Genomic DNA, 21,994 nt, shown 5'->3' with positions numbered 1-21,994 from the left:
CGGATGCGGGTATTGATCGTTAAAACCTCCTCCATGGGCGACGTGCTGCACACGCTGCCCGCGCTAACCGACGCCGCGCAGGCCATTCCCGGCATCCGCTTTGATTGGGTGGTTGAAGAGGGTTTCGCACAGATCCCTTCATGGCATGAGTCCGTCGAGCGGGTGATTCCGGTAGCGATTCGCCGCTGGCGCAAAGCCTGGTTTTCCGCGCCTATCAAAGCGGAAAGAGAAGTCTTTCGCGAGGCCGTAAAGGCCGTCAACTACGATGCCATTATCGATGCTCAGGGGCTGGTGAAAAGCGCCGCGCTGGTGACGCGTCTGGCGCACGGCATCAAACATGGCATGGACTGGCAGTCCGCCCGCGAGCCGATGGCAAGCCTGTTTTATAACCGTCGCCACCATATTGCTGTCCAGCAGCACGCGGTAGAGCGTACGCGCGAACTGTTCGCCAAAAGCCTGGGCTATGCCCGGCCACAAACACAAGGTGATTACGCCATCGCGCGCCACTTTATTCGCCCCGACTCGCCGGTAGCAGAGCCGTATCTGGTCTTTCTGCACGCCACCACCCGCGATGATAAACACTGGCCGGAAGCGCGCTGGCAAGCGCTTCTCGATCTGCTGGCAGGTAGCGCCATACGGATCAAACTGCCGTGGGGCGCGCCGCATGAAGAGGCGCGGGCAAAACGGCTGGCGGAAGGGCGCGATAACGTCGACGTGTTACCGCGAATGAGTCTTGAGCAGGTTGCGCAGATTCTGGCCAGCGCACGCGGCGTAGTTTCCGTCGACACCGGGCTGAGCCATCTGACCGCGGCGCTCGATAAACCCAATTTCACGCTCTACGGCCCAACCGATCCGGGACTGATTGGCGGATATGGCAAAAACCAGCATATCGTCCGGCCGCCAAACGGCAACAGCACCAGCGATATTACCGCTGAGCATGTTCAGCAACTGTTGCAAGCACAGGGACTCGTGTAATGGGATCGCTGTTTAAGCAAATTTATCGCTATACCCGCCCGCGCGCCTATCGCCACAATGAGAACCTGTGGCCGTGGGTAAAAATCCGCCGGGCGGAAAGTGGTGAAATTTGTGCCTTACAATACAAGGGCGAATCGGTACCGCTGTGTAGCCTAAGTGAATTAAAAGACGCTTTCTCCGGGCCAATGCTGCTCACCGCGACCGGTCCATCGATCAACGATGTCGATTTTTCGATTATCCCGTCATCGTTGCCGGTAATGGGCGTCAACGGCGCTTACTTTCTCGAAGGAAAGGTAGGGTTTTCTCTGTATCTGATCGTTGATATGGAGTTTTTTGACCGTAAACCCGAGGTTATCGCCGGTATTGTCAGCAATCCACGGATCCTCTTTTTTACCACTACCCACGGTATTGCCAAAATCATTGAGCGCATCGGACTCAACAATATTCAGTGTCGACTCGCCCTGATTGAAGATGCCTGTTATAAGATTTACCAGCCAAAGATCCCCGGTAACGATATCGCGACGGCCTTTAGCCGTTCCCCAAGTGCGCTCCTGCACCAGCACTTAAGCCATATTGGTTTCTCAACCGATATTCGCAAAGGGATATTTGATGCGGGAACGGTGGCTTACTGGGCGCTGCAGATTATCGCCTGGCTGGGATTCAACAGAATTATTATTGCCGGTCTGGATATGAATAATTTTGAGCAACCGCGATTTTATGAAAACGGCGACAATAAGCTTCCATCCTATCTCGCAGATAAAGTAGATGGTATGGTTTTCCCCGCCTTTGAACTCGCCAGCCGTCATTTACAGGCAAAGGGGATTACGGTAATTAATCTTTCCCTTAATAGCGCAATTCCTGAACAGGTATTTCCTAAAATGCCGTTATCTCAAGCGCTATATGAAGTGGCCTGAACGGCCACTTCATCACCCCATCACGATTCTTCTGCAGATTTTTCCGGCGATAACGCCGTGAAAACGGCTAATGCCACAATAAACATAATGATAAATCTGTCGTGGATAAACAGAGTATCGACGCAGCCAAAAAGAATCACCGGCGCGCCAATAAACACCAATGCACATTTCAGCGTCGCCTTTCTGTAAACATAGAGCAGCATCGCGCCATACAATGCTAGCAGGAAGAGGCCGCCAATAACGCCCTGTAGCGACATGGTTTCGATCAAATCATTATGAAGATGATAAACAATGTTGCGCAACCCTTCGGGATTCCCCTGCTCTTTTTCATACATCAATTGCGAAAGGATCTGGAAACGCTGCTGCGAGCTTACGCCACCAGGATGAGCAATAATTTCATAGACCCCGGTATGCCACATACTGAGCCGGGAACCCATCGAGGTATTGTTATCGCTTTGATAGTCAGAGATCTCAGTGACCGCTTCACTCGCCCGATCTTTCAGCGAGGGAAACGCCAACTCAATCACCGCCAGGCCAGCAACTAACAGCATCAGGCACGCCAGCGCTGATTTTTTCTTCGACATCACGTTACCGGTCAGTAGGGCATAGAGCAGTACCGCCGGATAAATAAGCAGCGCCGAGCGAGTTTCGGTAAGAAAAATAATCCACAGCGAGAAAAATATCACACCGCTGGCAATATAGTTGCGATAGCGGATATTGACGCAAGCTAAAGCATACAGCGTCAATAACGAGTATATCGTATAAAGATAGGCGCTTAAGGTTGCGGAGTTATCGATTCTCAGGCGATCGCCGGAAACAAAAAAATGATAATGTAAAGCGTATAGCGTCAATACTGAAAAGCCCGCGACTAATGCGTAACTCAAGCTTTTGCCATATTGTATTGCTGTTGTCCTTAATACCGCAGGCAAGAGTAACATCATCACAGCGCCGATCATCAAATAAGCGCCTGAGCGAGGATAGCTAACATCAGCCATATAAATTTCAGCCGGATTACCCGGAAAGCGATATGACCAAATAAGCTGTGAGGCTCCTAACATCAATAGCGTCAGAGACAGAAACATCTCCTCTTTTTTAAAAGTAAGACGTTTCCTGTTAATTACCGCATAAATTAACGTAATAACCGAAGACAGGTAAAAGAGATTTCTACCCATAATCTTCTCCGGCATCACAAAAACACATGACAATATTGCCAGAAGCAATATTGTCACTGGCGACATCACTTTACTCATAAATAATTAAGCTTTCTCAAATGGTGGCACCCAAGCTTCACCACAGTCCCAAGGGCGTGGTTTTCCATGGAAACAGACAATTCGCGTCCCCGCAGGCACGGTGCCATCACCGGTGGCATGTTCATTCTTCTTCTTATGAATGACATGCTTTTTATAGCTAACGATCTGTCCGGGTAAAATATCCTGCCAGATAGCGGCGTGTGGATAGATTTTGCTGATAAACTCCTGGTCGCCACCGCTCTGATAGCGCGTCATGAATAGTTCCGGATAGCGCTTAAACGCTTCCCAGACCTTGTACTTTTCCTCATGCGGAACGCGCATGATGGCGGAGTTTTTGGTTTTCTGCGGAAAGAAAAAATCACTCAGCATGGTCAGCTGTTTATTTGCCAGAATATCACTAATATCACCGACAACGACGACATCTAAATCGAGATAAAAAATATCTTCGGCAACAGAATCCGGATTAAACATCTCGATTTTTGACCACCAACCTGGCAAATCTTCAGTTAGTTTAATGGTGTTAACGCCAGGAATAGTTAAATCGGTAAAGCACACTTTCTCGATGTCTGCTGGCAATTGTTTGTATAACCACTGCACATGGCTTTGGTTATAATCACCGCCAGAGCGTAGTACGGTTGCTATCTTCATAAAACCTCAATATCTTAATAATTTAGGCGTTAATTATTCATTCGACTGATGATATTACACCAGATTAACGCCGCACCTCTATCAGTAATGATTGTTTTATGTAAGATTTCTCTTGAAATTATAATATTCTGCCAACGACATTCCTCGTACCTGCGGGGCCAGCCAACTAAAGAACGCTTCCAGATCGGCATATAAACGCTCGATATCCTGCTCATTCTTAAAGGTTGGACTGCCGCCGGGCATATACTCCGACGAGTGCAGCATATATTCCACGTAGTCATTACCCTGAGTCAATGTTTGTTCTACGACTTTCTTCATCGTCTCGACGTTGCCGCCCATTGGACGCAGCCAGTGCACGGATGGCGAACGAACTTTACCGCGCAAACGATCGTAGCCCTGCTTCACGCTATTCATCCACGCCGAGTGCTTATACTGAATGCTCATCGGCACTTCCAGCAACGGGGAATGCCCTTCGCGACTGATATCATTTTCATCGAGAAAATAAGCATGTTGCGGGAAGCGTCGGTAGTCCGTACCGCCATCGCCCTGCGGCGCGCCCTTAGCGGTCTTCCAGTTCACTCGCGGCGTCACCGAGCAATCCACCTGATAACCGTACTCCACCAGCAGCCGCGCGTAGCGCTCGTCAAACGCCCAGCGTCCGGCGCGATGGCTCACCATTTTGGTCTGGAAGGTATCTTCCAGTAGATGGGTCATATAGTCGACCTTCTCACGCATGGCGGCATCGCTATACTCGATGAGATAAGGCTTATGACGCCAGTCATCCGCGGTCAGCGGCTCGGTCGGCGGGCTGTTCCAGGCGTGCAGATGCATACCGATTTCCGCGGTGCCGCGCGCAATGACATCTTTAGCAAACTCGATATAAAAAGGGTCGATGGCCATTTCATAATTGGTCAAATAGACCGGTTTGAAGCCATACTTTTCGCAAAGCTGCTGAAAACGCGGAAGATAGCGCGCATTCTCCGTGGTGATGCTGTCATGTTTTTGCCAGAGGTTATCACCCTCTGTATCAATCGTGATGAGAAATGCGGGATTGTGCACGAAAACGTCCTCAGGCCATACGTATCGGTCCATGGTAGAGCAATACAACGCTTCTCTCAATCTACGCGATCCCCTAGAATCGGAACCCTTATCCTGGATGAAGAACAGAGTATGACGCCTGAAACCCTCTCCTCCGGCCAGCAGAACCCGGCGCGGATCCTGGTCATTAAGCTGCGCCACCATGGCGACATGTTGCTGATCACCCCGCTTGTAAACGCGCTCAAACAGCAGTATCCCGCCGCTCGCGTCGATGTACTACTGTATGCTGAGACCCGCGACATGCTGGCGGCAAATCCGGAGATTAACCAGATTTACGCGATCGATCGCAATTGGAAAAAGCAGGGCAAGCGGCATCAGCTCAAGATGGAATGGCAGCTCATTCGCTCGCTACGCCAACAGCGCTACGACATGGTGCTCAACCTTGCCGACCAGTGGCCCAGCGCGATTATCAGCAAATTAACCGGTGCGCCGACGCGCATCGGTTTCGATTTCCCTAAGCGCCGTCATCCGTTCTGGCGCTACTGCCACACCGCGCTTGCTTCTACCCAGCAGCACAATCAGCTGCATACGGTACAGCAAAATCTCTCTATTCTGGCGCCGCTGGGACTGGAGATTAATGATGCGCCGGCGCGGATGGGCTACAGCGAATCTGACTGGACGACCAGCCGCGCGCTGCTGCCGGACGGCTTCCAGGAAAACTACATCGTGATTCAGCCGACCTCGCGCTGGTTCTTTAAATGCTGGCGCGAAGCGCGCATGAGCGCGCTGATTAACGCGCTATCAGCAGAAGGCTACGCGGTGGTGCTCACCTCTGGCCCTGACGCCAAAGAAAAGCAGATGGTAGAGAACATCATCAGCGGCTGCCCGCAGGCGCGACTGCACTCGTTAGCCGGTCAGTTGACGCTCCGCCAACTGGCGGCGGTTATCGATCACGCCCGCCTGTTTATCGGCGTAGATTCGGTGCCGATGCATATGGCGGCAGCCCTGGGTACGCCGCTCGTCGCGCTATTTGGCCCGTCAAAGCTGACCTTCTGGCGGCCGTGGCAGGCGAAAGGCGAGGTTATCTGGGCCGGCGACTTCGGCCCGCTGCCCGATCCTGACGACATCAACACCAACACCGAAGAACGCTATCTTGATTTAATCCCTACCGACGCGGTCATCGCGGCGGCGAAAAAGGTACTGGCATGAGTAAATTCAGGCTGGCTCTGGTGCGGCAGAAGTATCGCCCCGACGGCGGCGCGGAGCGCTTTGTCTCCCGCGCGCTGGAAGCCCTCGACAGCACTAATCTGGAACTAAACGTCATCACCCGCGAGTGGCAAGGGCCGGTTAAACCGGACTGGCATATTCACATCTGTAACCCGCGCAAATGGGGGCGCATCAGCCGTGAACGCGGTTTCGCCAACGCCGCGCGCGCGCTCTGGCAGAGTGAATCATTCGATCTGGTGCAAAGCCATGAGCGTATTCCGGGTTGCGATCTGTACCGCGCCGGCGACGGCGTTCATCGCCGCTGGCTGCAACAGCGCTCGCGCATTTTACCGGCCTGGAAAAGCCGCCTGCTGTTTGCCGACCGCTACCACCGTTATGTGATGCAGGCGGAGCGCGAGATGTATCAGGACGCGCATCTGCGCGGGGTGATTTGCAACGCAGAGATGATCAAGCAGGAAATCATCGAAGACTTCGGCCTGCCGGCTGACAAAATCCACGTCATCTACAACGCTATTGATAACCAGCGGTTTCTGCCGCCTGGCGAAGAAACCTTTGCCGCATTACGCGCTAAATGGCAGCTACCGCTGAAAGCTAGCTGCCTGATTTATGTCGGTTCCGGCTTTGAACGCAAAGGGCTGGATGCGGCAATCCGCGCCATCGCCCCCACCGACCGTTATCTGTTGGTGGTCGGCAAAGACAAAGAACAGAACCGCTATCAACAGCTGGCAAAATCGCTGAACTGCGAAGAACGGGTGCGCTTCTGCGGCATGCAGTCTGAAACGCTACCGTTCTATCAGATGGCCGACGGACTGCTGCTGCCGACGCTGTATGATCCATTCCCGAATGTAATTCTGGAAGCGATGGCCTGCGGCCTGCCGGTTATCACCACCACCGGCTGCGGCGGCGCGGAGTTCATCACTGAGGGTGATAACGGCTACGTTTGCGACGCGCTGGATATTGCCGCGTTACAGCAGGCGGTGATGGCGCTGCCCACGCGCGCGCTGGGCTCCGCTGAAGGCGCACGCGCCCGCGAACGAATTATGGATTGCACCAGCGCGCGACTGTCGACGCAGCTGCTTTCTCTCTATCAGGATCTGGTGAAATAACGATGCGCATATTGTTTGTTATCGACGGCCTGCCGGGCGGCGGCGCGGAAAAAGTCGTGCTCACGCTGGCGGAACATTTTCTTAGCCAGGGCGAACAGGTATCGCTATTTTCGCTGCGCGACGTCTGCGATTATCCGCTGCCGGAAGGGCTCGATTATCAGGTTATCGCCGACCGCTGCCGCAAACCGTGGCGTAAGTTGACGGAACTCTCCCGCCGCGCGCGTCAGCTTGATCGCGCGATTAAACAAGCAGAACAGCATGGGCGCTTCGATCTGGTACTGTCGAATCTGCACAAAACCGATCGCATTGTCGCCCGCAGCCGGGCATTACAGAATCGCAACGTTTGGTTCTGCCTGCACGGCGTTTTCTCAACCTCTTATCTTGGTCATCGCAGCGGTTTTGACCGCTGGATGAAGCAGCAGAAAATCAAGCGGGTATACCAGGGACGCAACGTGGTGACCGTTTCCGATGCGGTTGGAAAGGATTTGGTCGAGCAGTTCGCGCTGCGCCCGGCACAGCTTAAAACCATCTATAACCCGTTCGATATCGCCGCCATTCGCGCGGCGGCTGAGGCGCCGGCCGATATTCCCCAAGGGGACTATATTATCCACGTTGGCCGCTTCCATCCCGGTAAGCGCCATGACCGACTGATTGAAGCCTACGCGCAAAGCGGCATCGACGCGCCGCTGGTGCTGCTGGGACAGGGAAAACCGGAACAGGAACAGCGGCTTCGTCAACTAGCGCAGCAGTTGCAGGTCGGCGATCGGGTGCTGTTTAAAGGCTTTCAGCCCAACCCGCTACCATGGATTAAACATGCGAGAATGCTAACGCTCAGCTCCGACAGCGAAGGGTTTGGCAACGTCATTGTTGAAGCGCTACTGCTGAATACGCCGGTCGCCAGCACCCGCTGCCCTGGCGGGGTAAGCGAGATCCTTCGCGGCGAATTGTCCCGCGGTCTTGCCGACCTCAACAGTTCTGCGCTAGCCCAGACGATGCAAAGCATTTACCATAGCCCGCCGGCCATTGATTCCGCCGCGCTGGAAAAATTCAGCGTAGAGTCGATTTGCCAACAGTACTGTCAGTTGCGCAACGCCTGACGTCGTTTTTTAACCAGGATCGAATGAGTTATGAGTCAAACGCCTTTATTGAGCATCGTGGCCGCCGTGTATAACGGTGAAAAATTCCTTGCGCAATTCTTTGAATGCCTCGAACAGCAACAGTTGGCAAGCTATGAGCTGATCCTGGTGAACGATGGTTCTACCGACGGTAGCCTGGCAGTTATCGACCAATGGAAAGACAGGCTGCAGAACGTCACCGTGCTGGAGCAGGAGAATCAGGGCGTCTCGGTGGCGCGTAATACCGGTATGGCGGCGGCAAGCGGTAAATACCTCGCCTTCCCGGATATTGACGATAAGTTCTATCCCGGCATGTACCGCACGCTGCTGGAAATGGCGGAAAAGGGCAATCTTGATGTCGCGACCTGCAATGGCCGCTATGTGTACGAAAGCCGCGACGACATTCATCCGATTTTCCCGCCGGAACGCCTGCAGTCCACTGGCGTCCTGCCGGGTTACGTCTGGCTGAAGCAGGCGCTCGACTCGCGTAAGTTCCTGCACGTCACCTGGTTGAACATCTATCGCCGCGATTTTATTAACCAGCACCATTTCCACTTTGAGCCGGGCCTGCGCCATCAGGATATTCCCTGGACGACGGAAGCGTTACTGGCCGCCGAGCGTGTGCAGTACACCAGCGAGCAATTTTACGACTATTACATTCACTCGGAATCGGTGTCGCATAAGCCAGACAACGACGATACGCTGATGCGCTCAGCGCGCCATTATATGAAGATCCTCGAGATGCTCAGCGCCATCAACCAGCGCTATCCAGACAAGGTACGGCACATTCCCGCCTGCCGCTGGCAGATAGCCAAAGAAGGGTTGGGGATTATCCATACCTTCGACTGCATGAAAGATGAGTCGAAAAAGCATATTATCATTAAAGAATTCTTCGAACGCGGCATCTGGCGCCTGATCTGGACTAACGCCTGCACGTTCCGTTTACGCTGGCGTCTGGGACGCCGCTATTTGCGCATAAAGCGCTATCTCAACGCCGCATAGGCCGAAATCCCTCGGTTTCCGCCAAAGAGATAGCTTTACGCGGGTTAAATGCTTAGAATTTGCCCGCAAAAAACCTAAAACGGATAAATAGTTTGGAATTGCTTTATACCACCCTACTCTACCTCATTCAGCCGCTGGTGTGGCTGCGACTGCTGCTGCGCAGCCGTAAGGCCCCGGCATACCGTAAACGCTGGGCTGAACGTTATGGCTTCTGTCAAAACAAGGTAGTGCCGGATGGCATTCTGCTGCACTCCGTCTCCGTCGGTGAAACGCTGGCGGCGATCCCGTTAGTACGCGCGCTACGTCATCGCTATCCTTCACTGCCGATCACCGTCACCACCATGACGCCAACCGGCTCAGAGCGCGCGATGTCTGCCTTCGGTAAAGATGTTCATCACGTCTATCTGCCGTATGACCTACCCTGCGCCATGAACCGTTTCCTCAACAGCGTACAGCCGAAACTGGTCATCGTGATGGAAACCGAGCTGTGGCCGAACATGGTCGCCGCGCTGCACAAACGTAAAATCCCGCTGGTTATCGCTAACGCACGCCTATCAGAGCGTTCCGCGAAAGGCTATGCCAAACTCGGCGGCTTCATGCGCCGCCTGTTAAGCCGTATTACGCTTATCGCCGCGCAAAATGAAGAGGACGGCAACCGCTTCCTCGCGCTCGGCCTTAAACGTAACCAACTGGCGGTGACCGGCAGCCTGAAATTCGATATTTCCGTCACCCCGGAACTGGCGGCCCGCGCCGTTACCCTGCGTCGCCAATGGGCGCCGCACCGTAAAGTGTGGATAGCCACCAGCACTCACGACGGCGAAGAACAAATCATCCTGCAGGCACATAAAAAACTGCTGGAAACCTTCCCCGACCTGCTGTTGATCCTCGTGCCGCGCCATCCGGAACGCTTCGGCGACGCTCGCGATATGGTGCAAAAGGCCGGGATGAGCTTCACCATGCGCAGCACCGGTGAAATTCCGTCGAACAGCACCCAGGTGGTGATTGGCGATACCATGGGCGAATTGATGCTGCTCTACGGCATTGCCGACCTGGCGTTCGTCGGCGGCAGCCTGGTTGAACGTGGCGGGCATAACCCGCTCGAACCCGCCGCCCATGCTATTCCGGTGCTGATGGGCCCGCATACCTTCAACTTTAAAGATATCTGCGCCAAGCTGCAGCAGGATGATGGCCTGATCACCGTCACGGACGCCGACTCGCTGGTCAGAGAGGTTTCTACCCTGCTGACGGACGAAGATTATCGACTGTGGTACGGCCGCCACGCGGTGGAAGTGCTGCACCAAAACCAGGGCGCGCTGTCGCGTCTGCTACAGTTATTGCAACCCTACCTGCCGCAGCGGAGCCACTAATGTCGACCCGACTCTCCGTCGTGATGATCGCCAAAAACGCCGCCGACCTGCTCGCCGATTGCCTGGCGTCGGTAAGCTGGGCGGATGAAGTGGTGGTGCTGGACTCCGGCAGTACCGACAATACCGTCGAACTGGCCCGTAGCCTCGGCGCCCAGGTCTATAGCAACACCGACTGGCAAGGCTACGGCATTCAGCGCCAGCGCGCACAGGATTACGCCACTCACGACTGGGTGCTGATGATTGATACCGACGAGCGCGTTACGCCTGAGTTGAAAGAGTCTATCCTCAAGGTACTGGACGCGCCGCAGCGCGGCGTTATCTATAGCATCGCCCGGCGTAACTACTTCCTCGGGCGCTTTATGCGCCACAGCGGCTGGTATCCCGATCGGGTGATGCGCCTGTACGAACGCGCGCGTTACCGCTATAACGATAATCTGGTGCATGAATCTCTGGATAGCCTTGGAGCTGAAGTGGTGCCGCTCAGCGGCGATCTGCTGCACCTGACCTGTCGCGATTTTTCCGGCTTCCAGCAGAAACAGCTGGCGTATGCCGCGGCCTGGGCGCTTGAGCGCCATCAGAAGGGCAAGAAGACTTCGATGGCGGGGATTTTCAGCCATACGCTGGGCGCCTTCGTCAAAACGCTGTTGCTGCGCGGCGGCGTACTGGATGGAAAACAGGGTTGGCTGCTGGCGGTAGTCAATGCGCAATACACGTTTAATAAATACACCGAGCTGTGGGCACTCAGCCGCGGCTACTCGGAGAAAGTGTAATTATGGGCACAAAAGCGATCTATCCGGGCACCTTTGACCCTATCACCAACGGCCATATCGATATCGTTACCCGCGCGGCGGGCATGTTTGATAAGGTTTTGCTGGCCATCGCCGCCAGCCCGAGCAAAAAACCGATGTTCAGCCTCGATGAACGCATTGCGCTGGCGGAGCAGGCAACAGCGCATCTGGTCAACGTTGAGGTGATTGGCTTTAGCGATTTGATGGCGAATTTCGCCCGCGCGCAGCAGGCGAATATTTTAATTCGCGGCCTGCGGGCAGTGGCGGATTTCGAATATGAAATGCAGCTGGCGCACATGAACCGCCATCTGATGCCCACGCTGGAAAGCGTGTTCCTGATGCCGTGCAAAGAGTGGTCGTTTATCTCTTCATCGCTGGTTAAGGAAGTGGCGCGCCACCAGGGCGACGTCTCCCACTTCCTGCCGCCTAACGTACATCAGGCGCTGTTAAATAAGCTGAAGTAGCATTTCCTGCCCCCGCTCGCGCTGCGCGTAGCGGGGCTGCCAGCTTACCCGGCCTGGCATAATCCGCAACCCTCTCCACTACTTCTGACACTGGCGGCAATAAAAGGTCGCGCGCTGAGCGTGTTTGCTGGCGATAATCGGCGTGCCGCAGATCCGGCACGGCTCGCCTTTGCGGCCATATACCTGCAGTTCCTGGGCGAAATATCCCGGTTTACCGTCGCTTTGCAGGAAATCCTTCAGCGTCGTTCCACCCTGCTCAATCGAGCGCAGCAGCACCAGCTTAATCATCTTCACTAACCACTCGCATTCCTGATGCGAGAGCGATGAGGCCAGCCGATCGGGATGGATCCCGGCGGAAAACAGCGATTCGCTGGCGTAGATATTGCCCACGCCCACCACCAGCTTGTTATCCATCAGCCAGGGTTTAATGGCGGTTTTCTTCTTCGCGCAACGCTGCTGGAGATAGTCGGCGTTGAATTCATCGCTTAGCGGCTCCGGGCCGAGATGCGCCAGCACCGGATGACCATCCAGCTCTTTAGTCCATAACCAGGCGCCAAAGCGGCGAGGATCGGTATAGCGCAGTACTTTACCGTTGCTCAGCACCAGGTCGACGTGGTCGTGTTTTTCAGCCGGCTGCTCCTCACTGAGGATGCGCAGGCTGCCAGACATACCAAGATGAATAATGATCCAGCCGTGACGCAGCTCCAGCAGCAGGTATTTGGCGCGTCGGCGCACGCTCAGCACCGGTTCGTCGCTGAGGCGGTAAATCTCTTCGGATACTGGCCAACGCAGGCGCCCGTTGCGCACTACGGCATGCAGGATGTTAGCGCCCACCAGATGCGGCTCAATGCCGCGACGGCTGGTTTCGACTTCAGGTAATTCAGGCATTTTTTTCCTCTTAACCACACAGTTTCGGGTGACAGGGAGGCAGCGGGAAGAGAGGCCGGTAGGCTTAACGAAGCAAGCGGCCAGGCTGAACGCATGCAGCCAACGCACCTGTAGCTCGAAGGATGAAGCATAAAACAAAAAACCCCGCCGGAGCGGGGTTTTAGTACAAGGAGACTAAAATTATTTGATTTTAGCTTCTTTGTAGATAACGTGCTGACGTACAACCGGATCGTACTTTTTCAGTTCCATTTTTTCCGGTTTGGTACGCTTGTTCTTCGTGGTGGTATAGAAGTGACCAGTACCAGCGGAAGAAACCAGCTTGATTTTCTCACGAATACCTTTAGCCATGATTTATTTCCTCTAAGTACTTAGTACTTTTCGCCACGGGCACGCAGTTCAGACAGAACTGTATCGATGCCTTTTTTATCGATTACACGCATACCTTTAGCAGATACGCGCAGGGTGACAAAACGCTTCTCGCTCTCAACCCAGAAACGGTGAGAGTGCAGGTTCGGCAGGAAACGGCGTTTAGTCGCGTTCAGTGCGTGGGAACGGTTGTTACCGGTCACCGGACGCTTGCCAGTAACTTGGCAGACTCGGGACATGTCTATTCTCCAAAAATCAAATTAGCTCGAGCTTCGTATGGGGTATTGGCGCCTCGTCAGGCTTTACAGCCCGGTCATCGCATAGTTCTATTGAACTCTCGATTGCCAGGCCCAAATGCCAAACCCGAGATTCTCAAAGGTGGCGTAGTATACGCTGACTCGGCGGTGTGCTCAAGTCCCGAACAGACAAAGATCCCGATAGATCGCATGATCGGGGCTAAATCCAGCCACGTTCGGCAAAAGAGACGTACGCGCCGCGGCCAATAATCAGATGATCAAGCACGCGTATCTCCATGAATCTACAACACTTAACCACCCTGTCGGTCATCAACTTATCCGACTTACTCGGTTCAGGACTACCGGAAGGATGATTATGGGCAAGGATCACCGCGGCGGCGTTCACTTTGATTGCTTCGCGTACAATTTCTCGCGGATGCACCTCTACGTGGCTAAGAGTACCAGAAAAAAGGCGGCTATGTTTCAATACCCGGTTCTGATTATCTAAAAAGATCGCCATAAAGATCTCCCGCTCTTCATCGGCGAGCTGGCTTTGTAAAAATTCTCGCGTCATGAGCGGCGTGACCAGCGACGGTTCCTCTCTCATCCGCAGGCTAAAATAACGCCGCGCCAGTTCGGCAATACCTTTAAGTTGCGCATATTTCGCAATGCCGATACCGTCGATATCTGCAAATTGTTCTATCTCAGCCGATAACAGCCCGTACAGCGAACCGAAGCGCTGTAACAAGCTGTGTGAAAAAGTCAGCACATCCTGGGTACGCGTGCCGGTACGCAAAAACAACGCCAGCAGCTCAACGTCGCTCAACGTTTCAATACCGTCGCGCAGCATTTTTTCCCGCGGCATCAATGATTCCTGTATATCCATTACCCTGTCTCCTTTCCCGTTCCTCGCCCATCCTGGCATACCCTTTCCGCGCTGCCGACCGGTGATTTCAAGGCCTGCGTAGCCCCTCGCAAAGTGAGTGTCCGGCATACGCACGATGCCACCGGGATTGTGATAAGATGCGCGGATTCTGGTGTATTTCAACAGGACAAAATCATGATGAGTCTGGCTGGTAAAAAGATCGTTCTCGGCGTGAGCGGCGGCATCGCCGCCTATAAAACGCCGGAACTGGTGCGCCGACTGCGAGAACGCGGCGCGGATGTTCGCGTCGCCATGACCGAAGCCGCCAAGGCCTTTATTACTCCGTTGAGCCTGCAGGCGGTTTCCGGTTATCCGGTCTCCGATAGCCTGCTGGATCCGGCCGCCGAAGCGGCAATGGGCCATATTGAACTGGGCAAGTGGGCCGATCTGGTTATCCTTGCCCCGGCAACCGCCGATTTAATCGCCCGCGTCGCCGCCGGTATGGCGAACGATCTGGTCTCCACGATTTGCCTGGCTACGCCCTCGCCGGTGGCCGTCGTCCCGGCGATGAACCAACAGATGTATCGCGCCGCCGCCACCCAGCACAACCTTGCCACTATTGCCTCACGCGGCCTATTGGTATGGGGCCCGGATAGCGGCAGCCAGGCCTGCGGTGACGTTGGCCCGGGCCGCATGCTCGATCCGCTGACTATCGTGGAGATGGCGGCGCAGCATTTCTCGCCTGTCAAAGATTTGCAACATCTCAACATCATGATTACCGCGGGCCCAACCCGCGAGCCGCTGGACCCAGTGCGCTACATCACCAACCATAGCTCCGGCAAAATGGGCTTCGCGATCGCCGCCGCCGCCGCACAACGCGGTGCGAACGTCACGCTGGTTAGCGGCCCGGTGTCGCTGCCGACGCCGCCGTTTGTGCAGCGCATCGATGTTGGCACCGCGCTGGAAATGGAAGCGGCGGTGCAGAATGGCGTGCAACAGCAGCATATTTTCATCGGATGCGCCGCCGTTGCCGACTACCGCGCAGCGATTGTCGCCGACGAGAAAATCAAAAAACAAGGTGATGAATTAACAATAAAAATGGTCAAAAACCCGGACATCGTCGCCGGGGTGGCCGCACTAAAAAATCGCCGCCCGTACGTTGTTGGATTTGCCGCCGAAACAAATAATGTGGAAGAATACGCCCGGCAAAAACGTGCCCGCAAAAATCTCGACCTGATTTGCGCCAATGATGTTTCTCAGCCAAATCAAGGTTTTAATAGCGATAACAACGCATTACACCTTTTCTGGCAGGATGGGGATAAGCGCTTACCACTTGAGCGCAAGGAATTCCTGGGCCAATTATTACTCGACGAGATCGTTACCCGTTATGATGAAAAAAATCGACGTTAAGATTCTGGACCCGCGTGTTGGCAAGCAATTTCCGTTGCCAACCTATGCCACCTCCGGCTCAGCCGGACTTGACCTGCGTGCCTGTCTTGACGACGCCGTAGAGCTGGCGCCGGGCGCAACCACCCTGCTGCCGACTGGCCTTGCGATTCATATCGCCGATCCGTCTCTGGCGGCGGTGATTCTGCCGCGTTCCGGCCTGGGCCATAAACATGGCGTCGTGCTGGGCAACCTGGTCGGACTTATCGACTCCGACTACCAGGGCCAGCTGATGGTGTCCGTCTGGAACCGCGGCCAGCAGAGCTTTACTATCGAGCCGGGCGAGCGCATCGCGCAGATGGTCTTTGTGCCGGTGGTACAGGCGGAGTTTAATCTGGTGGAAGAATTTGACGCCACCGACCGCGGCGAAGGCGGATTCGGCCACTCAGGGCGCAAATAAGCCCGGCTATACGGAACCCGCATCCCAAAGCGCATAATGCAATAACATCACCGCAAACTAAGGTTTGCGGTCGCTTTGTGGATGCCTGCCTGACAAGTGCTTATTTTCAGGGGTATTTTAAAACATGGCAGAAAAACAAACTGCGAAAAGGAATCGTCGCGAAGAAATACTTCAGTCTCTGGCGCTGATGCTTGAATCCAGCGATGGTAGTCAACGTATTACCACGGCGAAACTGGCGGCCTCCGTCGGTGTTTCCGAAGCGGCGTTATACCGTCATTTTCCCAGTAAAACCCGCATGTTTGACAGCCTGATCGAGTTCATTGAAGACAGTCTGATTACGCGCATCAATTTGATTTTGAAAGATGAAAAGGACACCACGGCTCGTCTGCGCCTGATTGTTCTGCTGATTCTTGGGTTTGGCGAGCGTAATCCTGGGCTGACGCGTATCCTCACCGGCCACGCCTTAATGTTCGAACAGGACCGTCTGCAGGGTCGTATCAACCAGCTATTTGAACGTATCGAAGTTCAATTGCGTCAGGTGATGCGTGAAAAGAAAATGCGTGAGGGAGAGGGCTACACCCTCGACGAGACGCTACTGGCAAGCCAGCTGCTGGCATTTTGCGAAGGCATGCTGTCGCGTTTTGTGCGTAGCGAGTTCAAGTACCGCCCTACGGATGATTTCGATGCCCGCTGGCCGCTGGTCGCCGCGCAACTGCAATAAATCTCAATATGCAGCCGCAAGGCTGCATGACTCATGCATTCACCTTCTTAGCGTGCTCTGGCTATACCGGCAGCCAGGCTGCCGGTTTCTGCATCAGACGCCGTAGGCTTCGCGGTAAGCGCGTACCGATGCCAAATGCTCAGCCATCTCAGGCTTTTCTTCCAGATAGGCGATAAGATCTTTCAGAGTGACGATAGAAATCACTTTGCAGCCATAATCACGTTCCACTTCCTGAATCGCGGAGATCTCGCCGCGGCCGCGTTCCTGGCGGTCAAGCGAGATCAGCACGCCGGCCAACTCAGCACCATTAGCCTGAATAATTTCCATCGATTCACGGATAGCTGTACCGGCGGTAATCACGTCGTCCACCAGCATCACGCGGCCTTGTAGCGGGCTACCGACCAGGTTGCCGCCTTCACCGTGGGTCTTCGCTTCTTTACGGTTGAAGCAGTACGGCAGGTCTCGGTCATGATGTTCAGCCAGTGCGACGGCGGTAGTGGTGGCGATTGGGATGCCTTTATAGGCCGGGCCGAACAGCAGGTCGAACTCGATCCCGGAATCCACCAGCGCCTCGGCGTAGAAACGGCCCAGCAGAGCCAGATCGCGCCCGGTATTAAACAGGCCGGCGTTGAAGAAATAGGGGCTCTTACGCCCGGATTTCAGCGTAAATTCGCCAAACTTAAGAACCTGCTTGCTAAGCGCAAACTCAATAAACTGGCGCTGATACGGCTTCATGGATTCGCTCCTTTTAGTACTGTCATCATTGTCGGACTACGCGCCCTATCCTTCGCAGGTGTAATGAGGGATAAAGCGCAAAAAAAAGGCGACTTCTCAGTCGCCTTAATCATTAATTTTCTAACGCCGCTTTCTGCGTCGCAATAATGGATTCGATTCCCCCTCGCGCTAACGCCAGGAGAGTGAGAAGTTCTTCATGGGTGAACGGCTCGCCTTCCGCCGTGCCCTGCACCTCAATGATGCGACCGTCTTCGGTCATTACCACATTCATATCGGTTTCCGCGGCGGAATCTTCCACGTACTCCAGATCGCAAATGGCTTCGCCATTAACGATACCCACGGAAACGGCGGCCACCATTCCCTTCATTGGGTTGGTTTTGAGTTTACCGGCAGCAACCAGCTTGTTCAGCGCATCGGCCAGCGCAACGCAGGCGCCGGTAATGGACGCGGTACGGGTACCGCCATCGGCCTGCAGCACATCGCAATCGAGCGTAATGGTGAACTCGCCCAGCGCTTTCAGATCCACCGCGGCGCGCAGCGCGCGGGCAATCAAACGCTGAATTTCCATAGTGCGGCCGCCCTGTTTGCCTTTAGCGGCTTCGCGAGCGTTACGGGTATGGGTGGAGCGCGGCAGCATGCCATATTCGGCGGTGATCCAGCCCTGGCCCTGACCTTTCAGGAAGCGCGGTACGCCTTCGTCGATGGAGGCAGTGCACAGCACTTTGGTGTCGCCAAATTCGACCAGCACGGAGCCTTCAGCATGTTTTGTATAGTTACGGGTCAGGGTTACTGGACGCACCTGATTAGCGCTACGGCCTGCTGGACGCATGATTACTCTCCGGCTTGAAACGAATGTGGCTGCGCATTATACACAAATTCGACCAAGTTGCATCGCGACGACGCACGCCTGCCGATGCGGATAATGCGCGCTTATTCCTATCCTGAAAGAGCCTCGAAAGCTATAATCCTCCCCACTCTCCTTAAAAAACAGGAACGTCTATGATCCGCAGTATGACCGCCTATGCCCGGCGTGAAATCAAGGGTGACTGGGGTAGCGCCGCGTGGGAACTGCGCTCGGTAAACCAACGCTATCTGGAAACCTACTTCCGCCTGCCGGAGCAGTTCCGGAGCCTGGAACCCGTGGTTCGCGAGCGCATCCGCTCTCGTCTGACTCGCGGCAAAATCGAATGCACCCTGCGTTTTGAACAGGATCCCAGCGCCCAGGGTGAATTGATCCTCAATGAGAACCTGGCGAAGCAGCTGGTGAACGCCGCGAACTGGGTAAAAATGCAGAGCGATGAAGGCGAGATCAACCCGGTTGATATCCTGCGCTGGCCTGGAGTGATGGCGGCGCAAGAACAGGACCTTGATGCGATTGCCGCTGAAATCCTCAACGCCCTGAACGGCGCGCTGGACGACTTTATCGTCGCCCGTGAAACCGAAGGTCAGGCACTGAAAACGCTGATCGAACAACGCCTGGAAGGCGTCAGCGCCGAAGTCAGCAAAGTCCGCGCCCATATGCCGGAAATCCTGCAGTGGCAGCGCGAGCGCCTGGTCGCCAAGCTTGAAGACGCCGAAGTGCAGCTGGAAAACAACCGTCTCGAGCAAGAGCTGGTGTTGATGGCTCAGCGTATCGACGTCGCCGAAGAGCTCGATCGCCTGGAAGCGCACGTTAAAGAGACCTACAACATTCTGAAGAAGAAAGAAGCCGTGGGTCGCCGCCTCGACTTCATGATGCAGGAGTTCAACCGCGAGTCGAATACTCTGGCGTCAAAATCCATCAATGCCGACGTGACCAATTCAGCGATCGAGCTGAAGGTGCTGATCGAGCAGATGCGCGAGCAGATTCAGAATATCGAGTAATGTCTTCTCCTGCTGGCTCGCCTTACGGGCCAGCATTATTTTTTCTTATCACTTTTAAAAAAGAAAAATATACATAACCCCATATCAGGGGACTACTCCTTCATTTTTGCATTAGATTTTTTCATGTAAATGAGCTCGCTTTAGAAAAACTCAATCGTGATCTGCCGCACAAATCGCTACCCTTTGCCCATCATTGTGGGGGATTTATGCTGCTTCATGTTCTTTATCTGATTGGTATTACGGCGGAAGCGATGACTGGCGCTTTAGCAGCCGGGCGTCGCCGTATGGACACCTTTGGGGTGATTATTATCGCCACCGCTACCGCACTCGGCGGGGGTTCTGTACGCGATATCCTTCTCGGCCATTATCCGCTCGGTTGGGTGAAGCATCCGGAATACGTCATTATTGTGGCGGTTGCCGCCGTCCTCACCACCATCGCTGCGCCGGTGATGCCGCACCTGCGCCGCCTGTTCCTGGTGCTGGATGCCCTGGGCCTGATCGTGTTCTCGATTATCGGCGCGCAAATCGCGCTGGATATGGGTGAAGGGCCGATAATCGCGTCTATTGCCGCCGTGATCACCGGCGTCTTTGGCGGCGTGCTGCGCGATATGTTCTGTAAGCGTATCCCGCTGGTGTTTCAGAAAGAACTGTACGCGGGCATCTCTTTTGCCGCCGCGGTGCTTTATATCGCGTTGCAGCACTACGTCAGCAGCCATGACGTAGTGGTCATCGCCACGCTGCTCTTCGGCTTTACCGCGCGTATGCTCGCCCTGCGCTGGAAGCTCGGCCTGCCGGTCTTCTACTACAAGCACGACGCTCATTGATTCCTCAGAATCCCGGAATACGTTGCCCGCTGAGCCACTGCGCCAGCGCGGCAATATCCGGGTTTTGCAAAAAGACGACCAGCTGGCGCGCCCTTTCCTGCCCCACCCCCGGTAATTGCCGCCACTGGGACTCATTGCGCTCCCGCAATAGCTGCCAGTTTTCTACCGCAACGCTCGCCTGCGCGGACTGAGGTATCGGTACCCCCAGCGCCAGCACCCAACGAATAAACGGCTGCTCGCGGGTCAAATTGAACTGATGCCACAGCCGCAGGCCACGCTTGCTGGTAATGCCTGGCACGCTCTGTAGTTGTTCAGGCGTCAAGGCCAGCCATGAGAAAAGATGTGTCATGCGGCGATCGTCCATTAGCGTGCGCCAAAGCGCCTCTCCTGCGCCCGCAATATCCAGAACCGGCTTAGACGATAGCCAGACCAGCCGGGAGCGCAACTGCCCGGCACATTCGGTCGTCGCAAAATAACAGGTTAAGGAATGAAAGCGAGGCGAAGGCAACTGTGGCGCATCTCTCTGGCTGGCCCGCCAGACCACGCTATCCAGACGCGGGATCCCCTGTCCGGCCAGGCTTATCAGTACCTGGTCCCCGGCGACAATGTCTAACCGCCGCCAGCGGGCCACCGAGCCAATATTGACCCGACGCACCAGCTTATCGTCCAGTTTTACCGGTTCGAGATGCGCCACAACGGCTATCTTGCCGCTGCGCCCGACAGTGAACTGGATTGTGGTCACTTCCGCCACCTGCGAAAACGGCTGATATTTCCAGGCCGCCAGCCAGTGCCCCTGCCCTGGAAGCCAACTGCTCCCGGCAGGTTCTTTTTCTGCACGGATCACAATGCCATCGGTGACAAAGGGCAGCGGCGAGGTGAACCATCGCTCGCGCCAGACGGCGGTCTCCTGCCAGTCTTTCACCGAATGGGAATAGCGCTGCGCCAGAGGAAACCCACCGTCAGCAAGCAGCGCCAGACGGGTAGACATCCGGGCCGGACCGTCGGGCCAGGCCCAGATAAACACCCCCAGCGTGTTCAGCGTCGCCGATGGCGCTTTGCGCATCAGTATCCCGGCGACTTTCGCCCGTGAGTTCATACCGCCCGCCTGTTTTTGTATATGCCCCTCTTGCAGCTGAAAAATCTCGCCCTGTAGCACGCTATTTGCCAGCGCTCCTGCGGTAGTTTGCGGTACGCCGGGGATCTGGCGCACTTTTGCCGTCCAGTCTTCCCCCGCCAGACCGTCGCCGCGGCTAATCGCCTGTATTAACCTACCCCCGCGATAAACCAGCGTCACCGCCACACCGTCGACTTTCGGCTGTACCCACAGATTGGGTTTCTCGCGCATCCAGCGGCCGACGCTCGCGGCATCGGGCAGTTTACGCACCCCGGTATGCGCGATGGGATGTTTGACTTCGCCGCGCGGCGGCGGCAGCTCGTCTTCAGGCGTCTCCTGACCGAAGCAGCGCCGCCACTGCGCCAACCGGGCAGATAGCATGTCGTAGACCTCGTCGCTGACCTCGCTACTGCCCTGCTGCCAGTAGGCCGCTTTCCAGTCGACAATCTGCTGGCTCAGGCGATCTATTTCCTGTCCGGCTTGTTGCAAAGACCACGCCGGGCAGGCCGCCATTGCCATTGCCGCCGCCATCCATAACGCTGCCGCTATCAGCCATCTGCACATGCCTTTACCTCCTTGTTCTACCTTGCGGCATCGTGCGCTAAAGACCGAAGCCGCGGCGACAGGCAAATCATTACGCTG

At 55.2% G+C, this 21,994-nt stretch carries 24 protein-coding genes; 14 read left to right on the top strand and 10 right to left on the bottom strand.

Annotated features, from left to right (window positions below; translation table 11 throughout):
- Window positions 1-3: 3 nt before the first annotated feature.
- On the top strand, window positions 4-975 hold the full coding sequence (gene rfaC / locus ABLV08_RS05375; protein ID WP_348855633.1) for a lipopolysaccharide heptosyltransferase RfaC: 972 nt from the start codon (window positions 4-6) through the stop codon (window positions 973-975).
- Window positions 975-1,889, top strand: a complete 915-nt coding sequence (locus tag ABLV08_RS05370) for a sugar glycosyltransferase (protein WP_045386545.1) — start codon at window positions 975-977, stop codon at window positions 1,887-1,889. Before rfaC ends, ABLV08_RS05370 begins: the two co-directional genes overlap by 1 nt.
- Before the next feature lie 20 nt (window positions 1,890-1,909).
- Here the strand turns inward: ABLV08_RS05370 and ABLV08_RS05365 are convergent, their stop codons facing one another.
- The 3 genes from ABLV08_RS05365 to ABLV08_RS05355 all read right to left on the bottom strand — a co-directional run bounded on the left by ABLV08_RS05365 (window position 1,910) and on the right by ABLV08_RS05355 (window position 4,846).
- Window positions 1,910-3,061: an O-antigen ligase family protein gene (locus tag ABLV08_RS05365; protein WP_045386547.1), complete on the bottom strand. Its 1,152-nt coding sequence runs from the start codon at window positions 3,059-3,061 to the stop codon at window positions 1,910-1,912.
- Window positions 3,062-3,145: 84 nt separating this feature from the next.
- Window positions 3,146-3,787, bottom strand: coding sequence for a hypothetical protein (locus ABLV08_RS05360; RefSeq protein WP_045386549.1), 642 nt, complete (start codon window positions 3,785-3,787; stop codon window positions 3,146-3,148).
- A gap of 96 nt (window positions 3,788-3,883) precedes the next feature.
- Complete coding sequence (locus ABLV08_RS05355; RefSeq protein WP_045386551.1) at window positions 3,884-4,846, bottom strand: polysaccharide deacetylase family protein; 963 nt, start codon at window positions 4,844-4,846, stop codon at window positions 3,884-3,886.
- 111 nt (window positions 4,847-4,957) lie between these two features.
- On the opposite strand from ABLV08_RS05355, the gene rfaQ reads away from it, so the two are divergent.
- From rfaQ to coaD, 7 genes are all read left to right on the top strand, one after another.
- A complete protein-coding gene (gene rfaQ / locus ABLV08_RS05350) occupies window positions 4,958-6,034 on the top strand; it encodes a putative lipopolysaccharide heptosyltransferase III (protein WP_015703803.1) in 1,077 nt (358 codons plus the stop codon).
- Window positions 6,031-7,158, top strand: coding sequence for a glycosyltransferase family 4 protein (locus tag ABLV08_RS05345; RefSeq protein ID WP_045375284.1), 1,128 nt, complete (start codon window positions 6,031-6,033; stop codon window positions 7,156-7,158). The genes rfaQ and ABLV08_RS05345 overlap by 4 nt, the downstream gene beginning before the upstream one ends.
- 2 nt (window positions 7,159-7,160) lie before the next feature.
- A complete protein-coding gene (locus tag ABLV08_RS05340; RefSeq protein WP_015703805.1) occupies window positions 7,161-8,255 on the top strand; it encodes a glycosyltransferase in 1,095 nt (364 codons plus the stop codon).
- Window positions 8,256-8,285: 30 nt separating this feature from the next.
- Complete coding sequence (locus ABLV08_RS05335; protein ID WP_015703806.1) at window positions 8,286-9,275, top strand: glycosyltransferase; 990 nt, start codon at window positions 8,286-8,288, stop codon at window positions 9,273-9,275.
- Between the two features lie 92 nt (window positions 9,276-9,367).
- Complete coding sequence (gene waaA / locus ABLV08_RS05330; protein WP_015369159.1) at window positions 9,368-10,642, top strand: lipid IV(A) 3-deoxy-D-manno-octulosonic acid transferase; 1,275 nt, start codon at window positions 9,368-9,370, stop codon at window positions 10,640-10,642.
- Window positions 10,642-11,412 (top strand): glycosyltransferase family 2 protein, encoded by a 771-nt coding sequence (locus ABLV08_RS05325; protein WP_032713074.1) that lies wholly within the window; start codon window positions 10,642-10,644, stop codon window positions 11,410-11,412. Before waaA ends, ABLV08_RS05325 begins: the two co-directional genes overlap by 1 nt.
- A 2-nt stretch (window positions 11,413-11,414) precedes the next feature.
- Window positions 11,415-11,894 (top strand): pantetheine-phosphate adenylyltransferase, encoded by a 480-nt coding sequence (gene coaD / locus ABLV08_RS05320; protein WP_015703808.1) that lies wholly within the window; start codon window positions 11,415-11,417, stop codon window positions 11,892-11,894.
- 78 nt (window positions 11,895-11,972) lie between these two features.
- Here the strand turns inward: coaD and mutM are convergent, their stop codons facing one another.
- The 4 genes from mutM to radC form a co-directional block, all read right to left on the bottom strand.
- The gene (gene mutM, locus ABLV08_RS05315; protein WP_015369156.1) at window positions 11,973-12,782 is read right to left on the bottom strand and encodes a bifunctional DNA-formamidopyrimidine glycosylase/DNA-(apurinic or apyrimidinic site) lyase; all 810 of its coding nucleotides are present in this window, start codon (window positions 12,780-12,782) and stop codon (window positions 11,973-11,975) included.
- 180 nt (window positions 12,783-12,962) lie between these two features.
- A complete protein-coding gene (gene rpmG, locus ABLV08_RS05310) occupies window positions 12,963-13,130 on the bottom strand; it encodes a 50S ribosomal protein L33 (RefSeq protein ID WP_002922510.1) in 168 nt (55 codons plus the stop codon).
- Window positions 13,131-13,150: 20 nt separating this feature from the next.
- Entirely contained in the window at window positions 13,151-13,387 is a 237-nt protein-coding gene (rpmB, locus tag ABLV08_RS05305; protein WP_002436699.1) for a 50S ribosomal protein L28, read from the bottom strand.
- Between the two features lie 217 nt (window positions 13,388-13,604).
- Complete coding sequence (radC, locus tag ABLV08_RS05300; RefSeq protein ID WP_015369154.1) at window positions 13,605-14,270, bottom strand: DNA repair protein RadC; 666 nt, start codon at window positions 14,268-14,270, stop codon at window positions 13,605-13,607.
- Between the two features lie 177 nt (window positions 14,271-14,447).
- On the opposite strand from radC, the gene coaBC reads away from it, so the two are divergent.
- The 3 genes from coaBC (at window position 14,448) to slmA (ending at window position 16,816) form a co-directional block, all read left to right on the top strand.
- A complete protein-coding gene (gene coaBC, locus ABLV08_RS05295; protein ID WP_072058511.1) occupies window positions 14,448-15,659 on the top strand; it encodes a bifunctional phosphopantothenoylcysteine decarboxylase/phosphopantothenate--cysteine ligase CoaBC in 1,212 nt (403 codons plus the stop codon).
- Window positions 15,637-16,095, top strand: coding sequence for a dUTP diphosphatase (gene dut / locus ABLV08_RS05290; protein ID WP_020077682.1), 459 nt, complete (start codon window positions 15,637-15,639; stop codon window positions 16,093-16,095). Before coaBC ends, dut begins: the two co-directional genes overlap by 23 nt.
- Window positions 16,096-16,219: 124 nt before the next feature.
- A complete protein-coding gene (gene slmA, locus ABLV08_RS05285) occupies window positions 16,220-16,816 on the top strand; it encodes a nucleoid occlusion factor SlmA (RefSeq protein WP_015369151.1) in 597 nt (198 codons plus the stop codon).
- Between the two features lie 93 nt (window positions 16,817-16,909).
- Here slmA and pyrE read toward each other — a convergent pair whose 3' ends face one another.
- Together pyrE and rph are read right to left on the bottom strand one after the other, a co-directional pair.
- Window positions 16,910-17,551: an orotate phosphoribosyltransferase gene (pyrE, locus tag ABLV08_RS05280; protein ID WP_015703811.1), complete on the bottom strand. Its 642-nt coding sequence runs from the start codon at window positions 17,549-17,551 to the stop codon at window positions 16,910-16,912.
- Window positions 17,552-17,663: 112 nt separating this feature from the next.
- On the bottom strand, window positions 17,664-18,380 hold the full coding sequence (gene rph / locus ABLV08_RS05275; protein WP_015369149.1) for a ribonuclease PH: 717 nt from the start codon (window positions 18,378-18,380) through the stop codon (window positions 17,664-17,666).
- A 170-nt stretch (window positions 18,381-18,550) separates the two neighbouring features.
- On the opposite strand from rph, the gene ABLV08_RS05270 reads away from it, so the two are divergent.
- Together ABLV08_RS05270 and ABLV08_RS05265 are read left to right on the top strand one after the other, a co-directional pair.
- On the top strand, window positions 18,551-19,414 hold the full coding sequence (locus ABLV08_RS05270) for a YicC/YloC family endoribonuclease (protein ID WP_015369148.1): 864 nt from the start codon (window positions 18,551-18,553) through the stop codon (window positions 19,412-19,414).
- A 206-nt stretch (window positions 19,415-19,620) separates the two neighbouring features.
- Window positions 19,621-20,238: a trimeric intracellular cation channel family protein gene (locus tag ABLV08_RS05265; protein ID WP_015703812.1), complete on the top strand. Its 618-nt coding sequence runs from the start codon at window positions 19,621-19,623 to the stop codon at window positions 20,236-20,238.
- A gap of 4 nt (window positions 20,239-20,242) precedes the next feature.
- Here ABLV08_RS05265 and ligB read toward each other — a convergent pair whose 3' ends face one another.
- Window positions 20,243-21,916, bottom strand: coding sequence for an NAD-dependent DNA ligase LigB (ligB, locus tag ABLV08_RS05260; protein ID WP_348855632.1), 1,674 nt, complete (start codon window positions 21,914-21,916; stop codon window positions 20,243-20,245).
- Window positions 21,917-21,994: the final 78 nt, after the last annotated feature.

Source organism: Klebsiella sp. CN_Kp088, assembly GCF_040064335.1.
GTDB lineage: Bacteria > Pseudomonadota > Gammaproteobacteria > Enterobacterales > Enterobacteriaceae > Klebsiella > Klebsiella aerogenes.
This window is presented reverse-complemented; position numbering and strand designations above follow the sequence as displayed.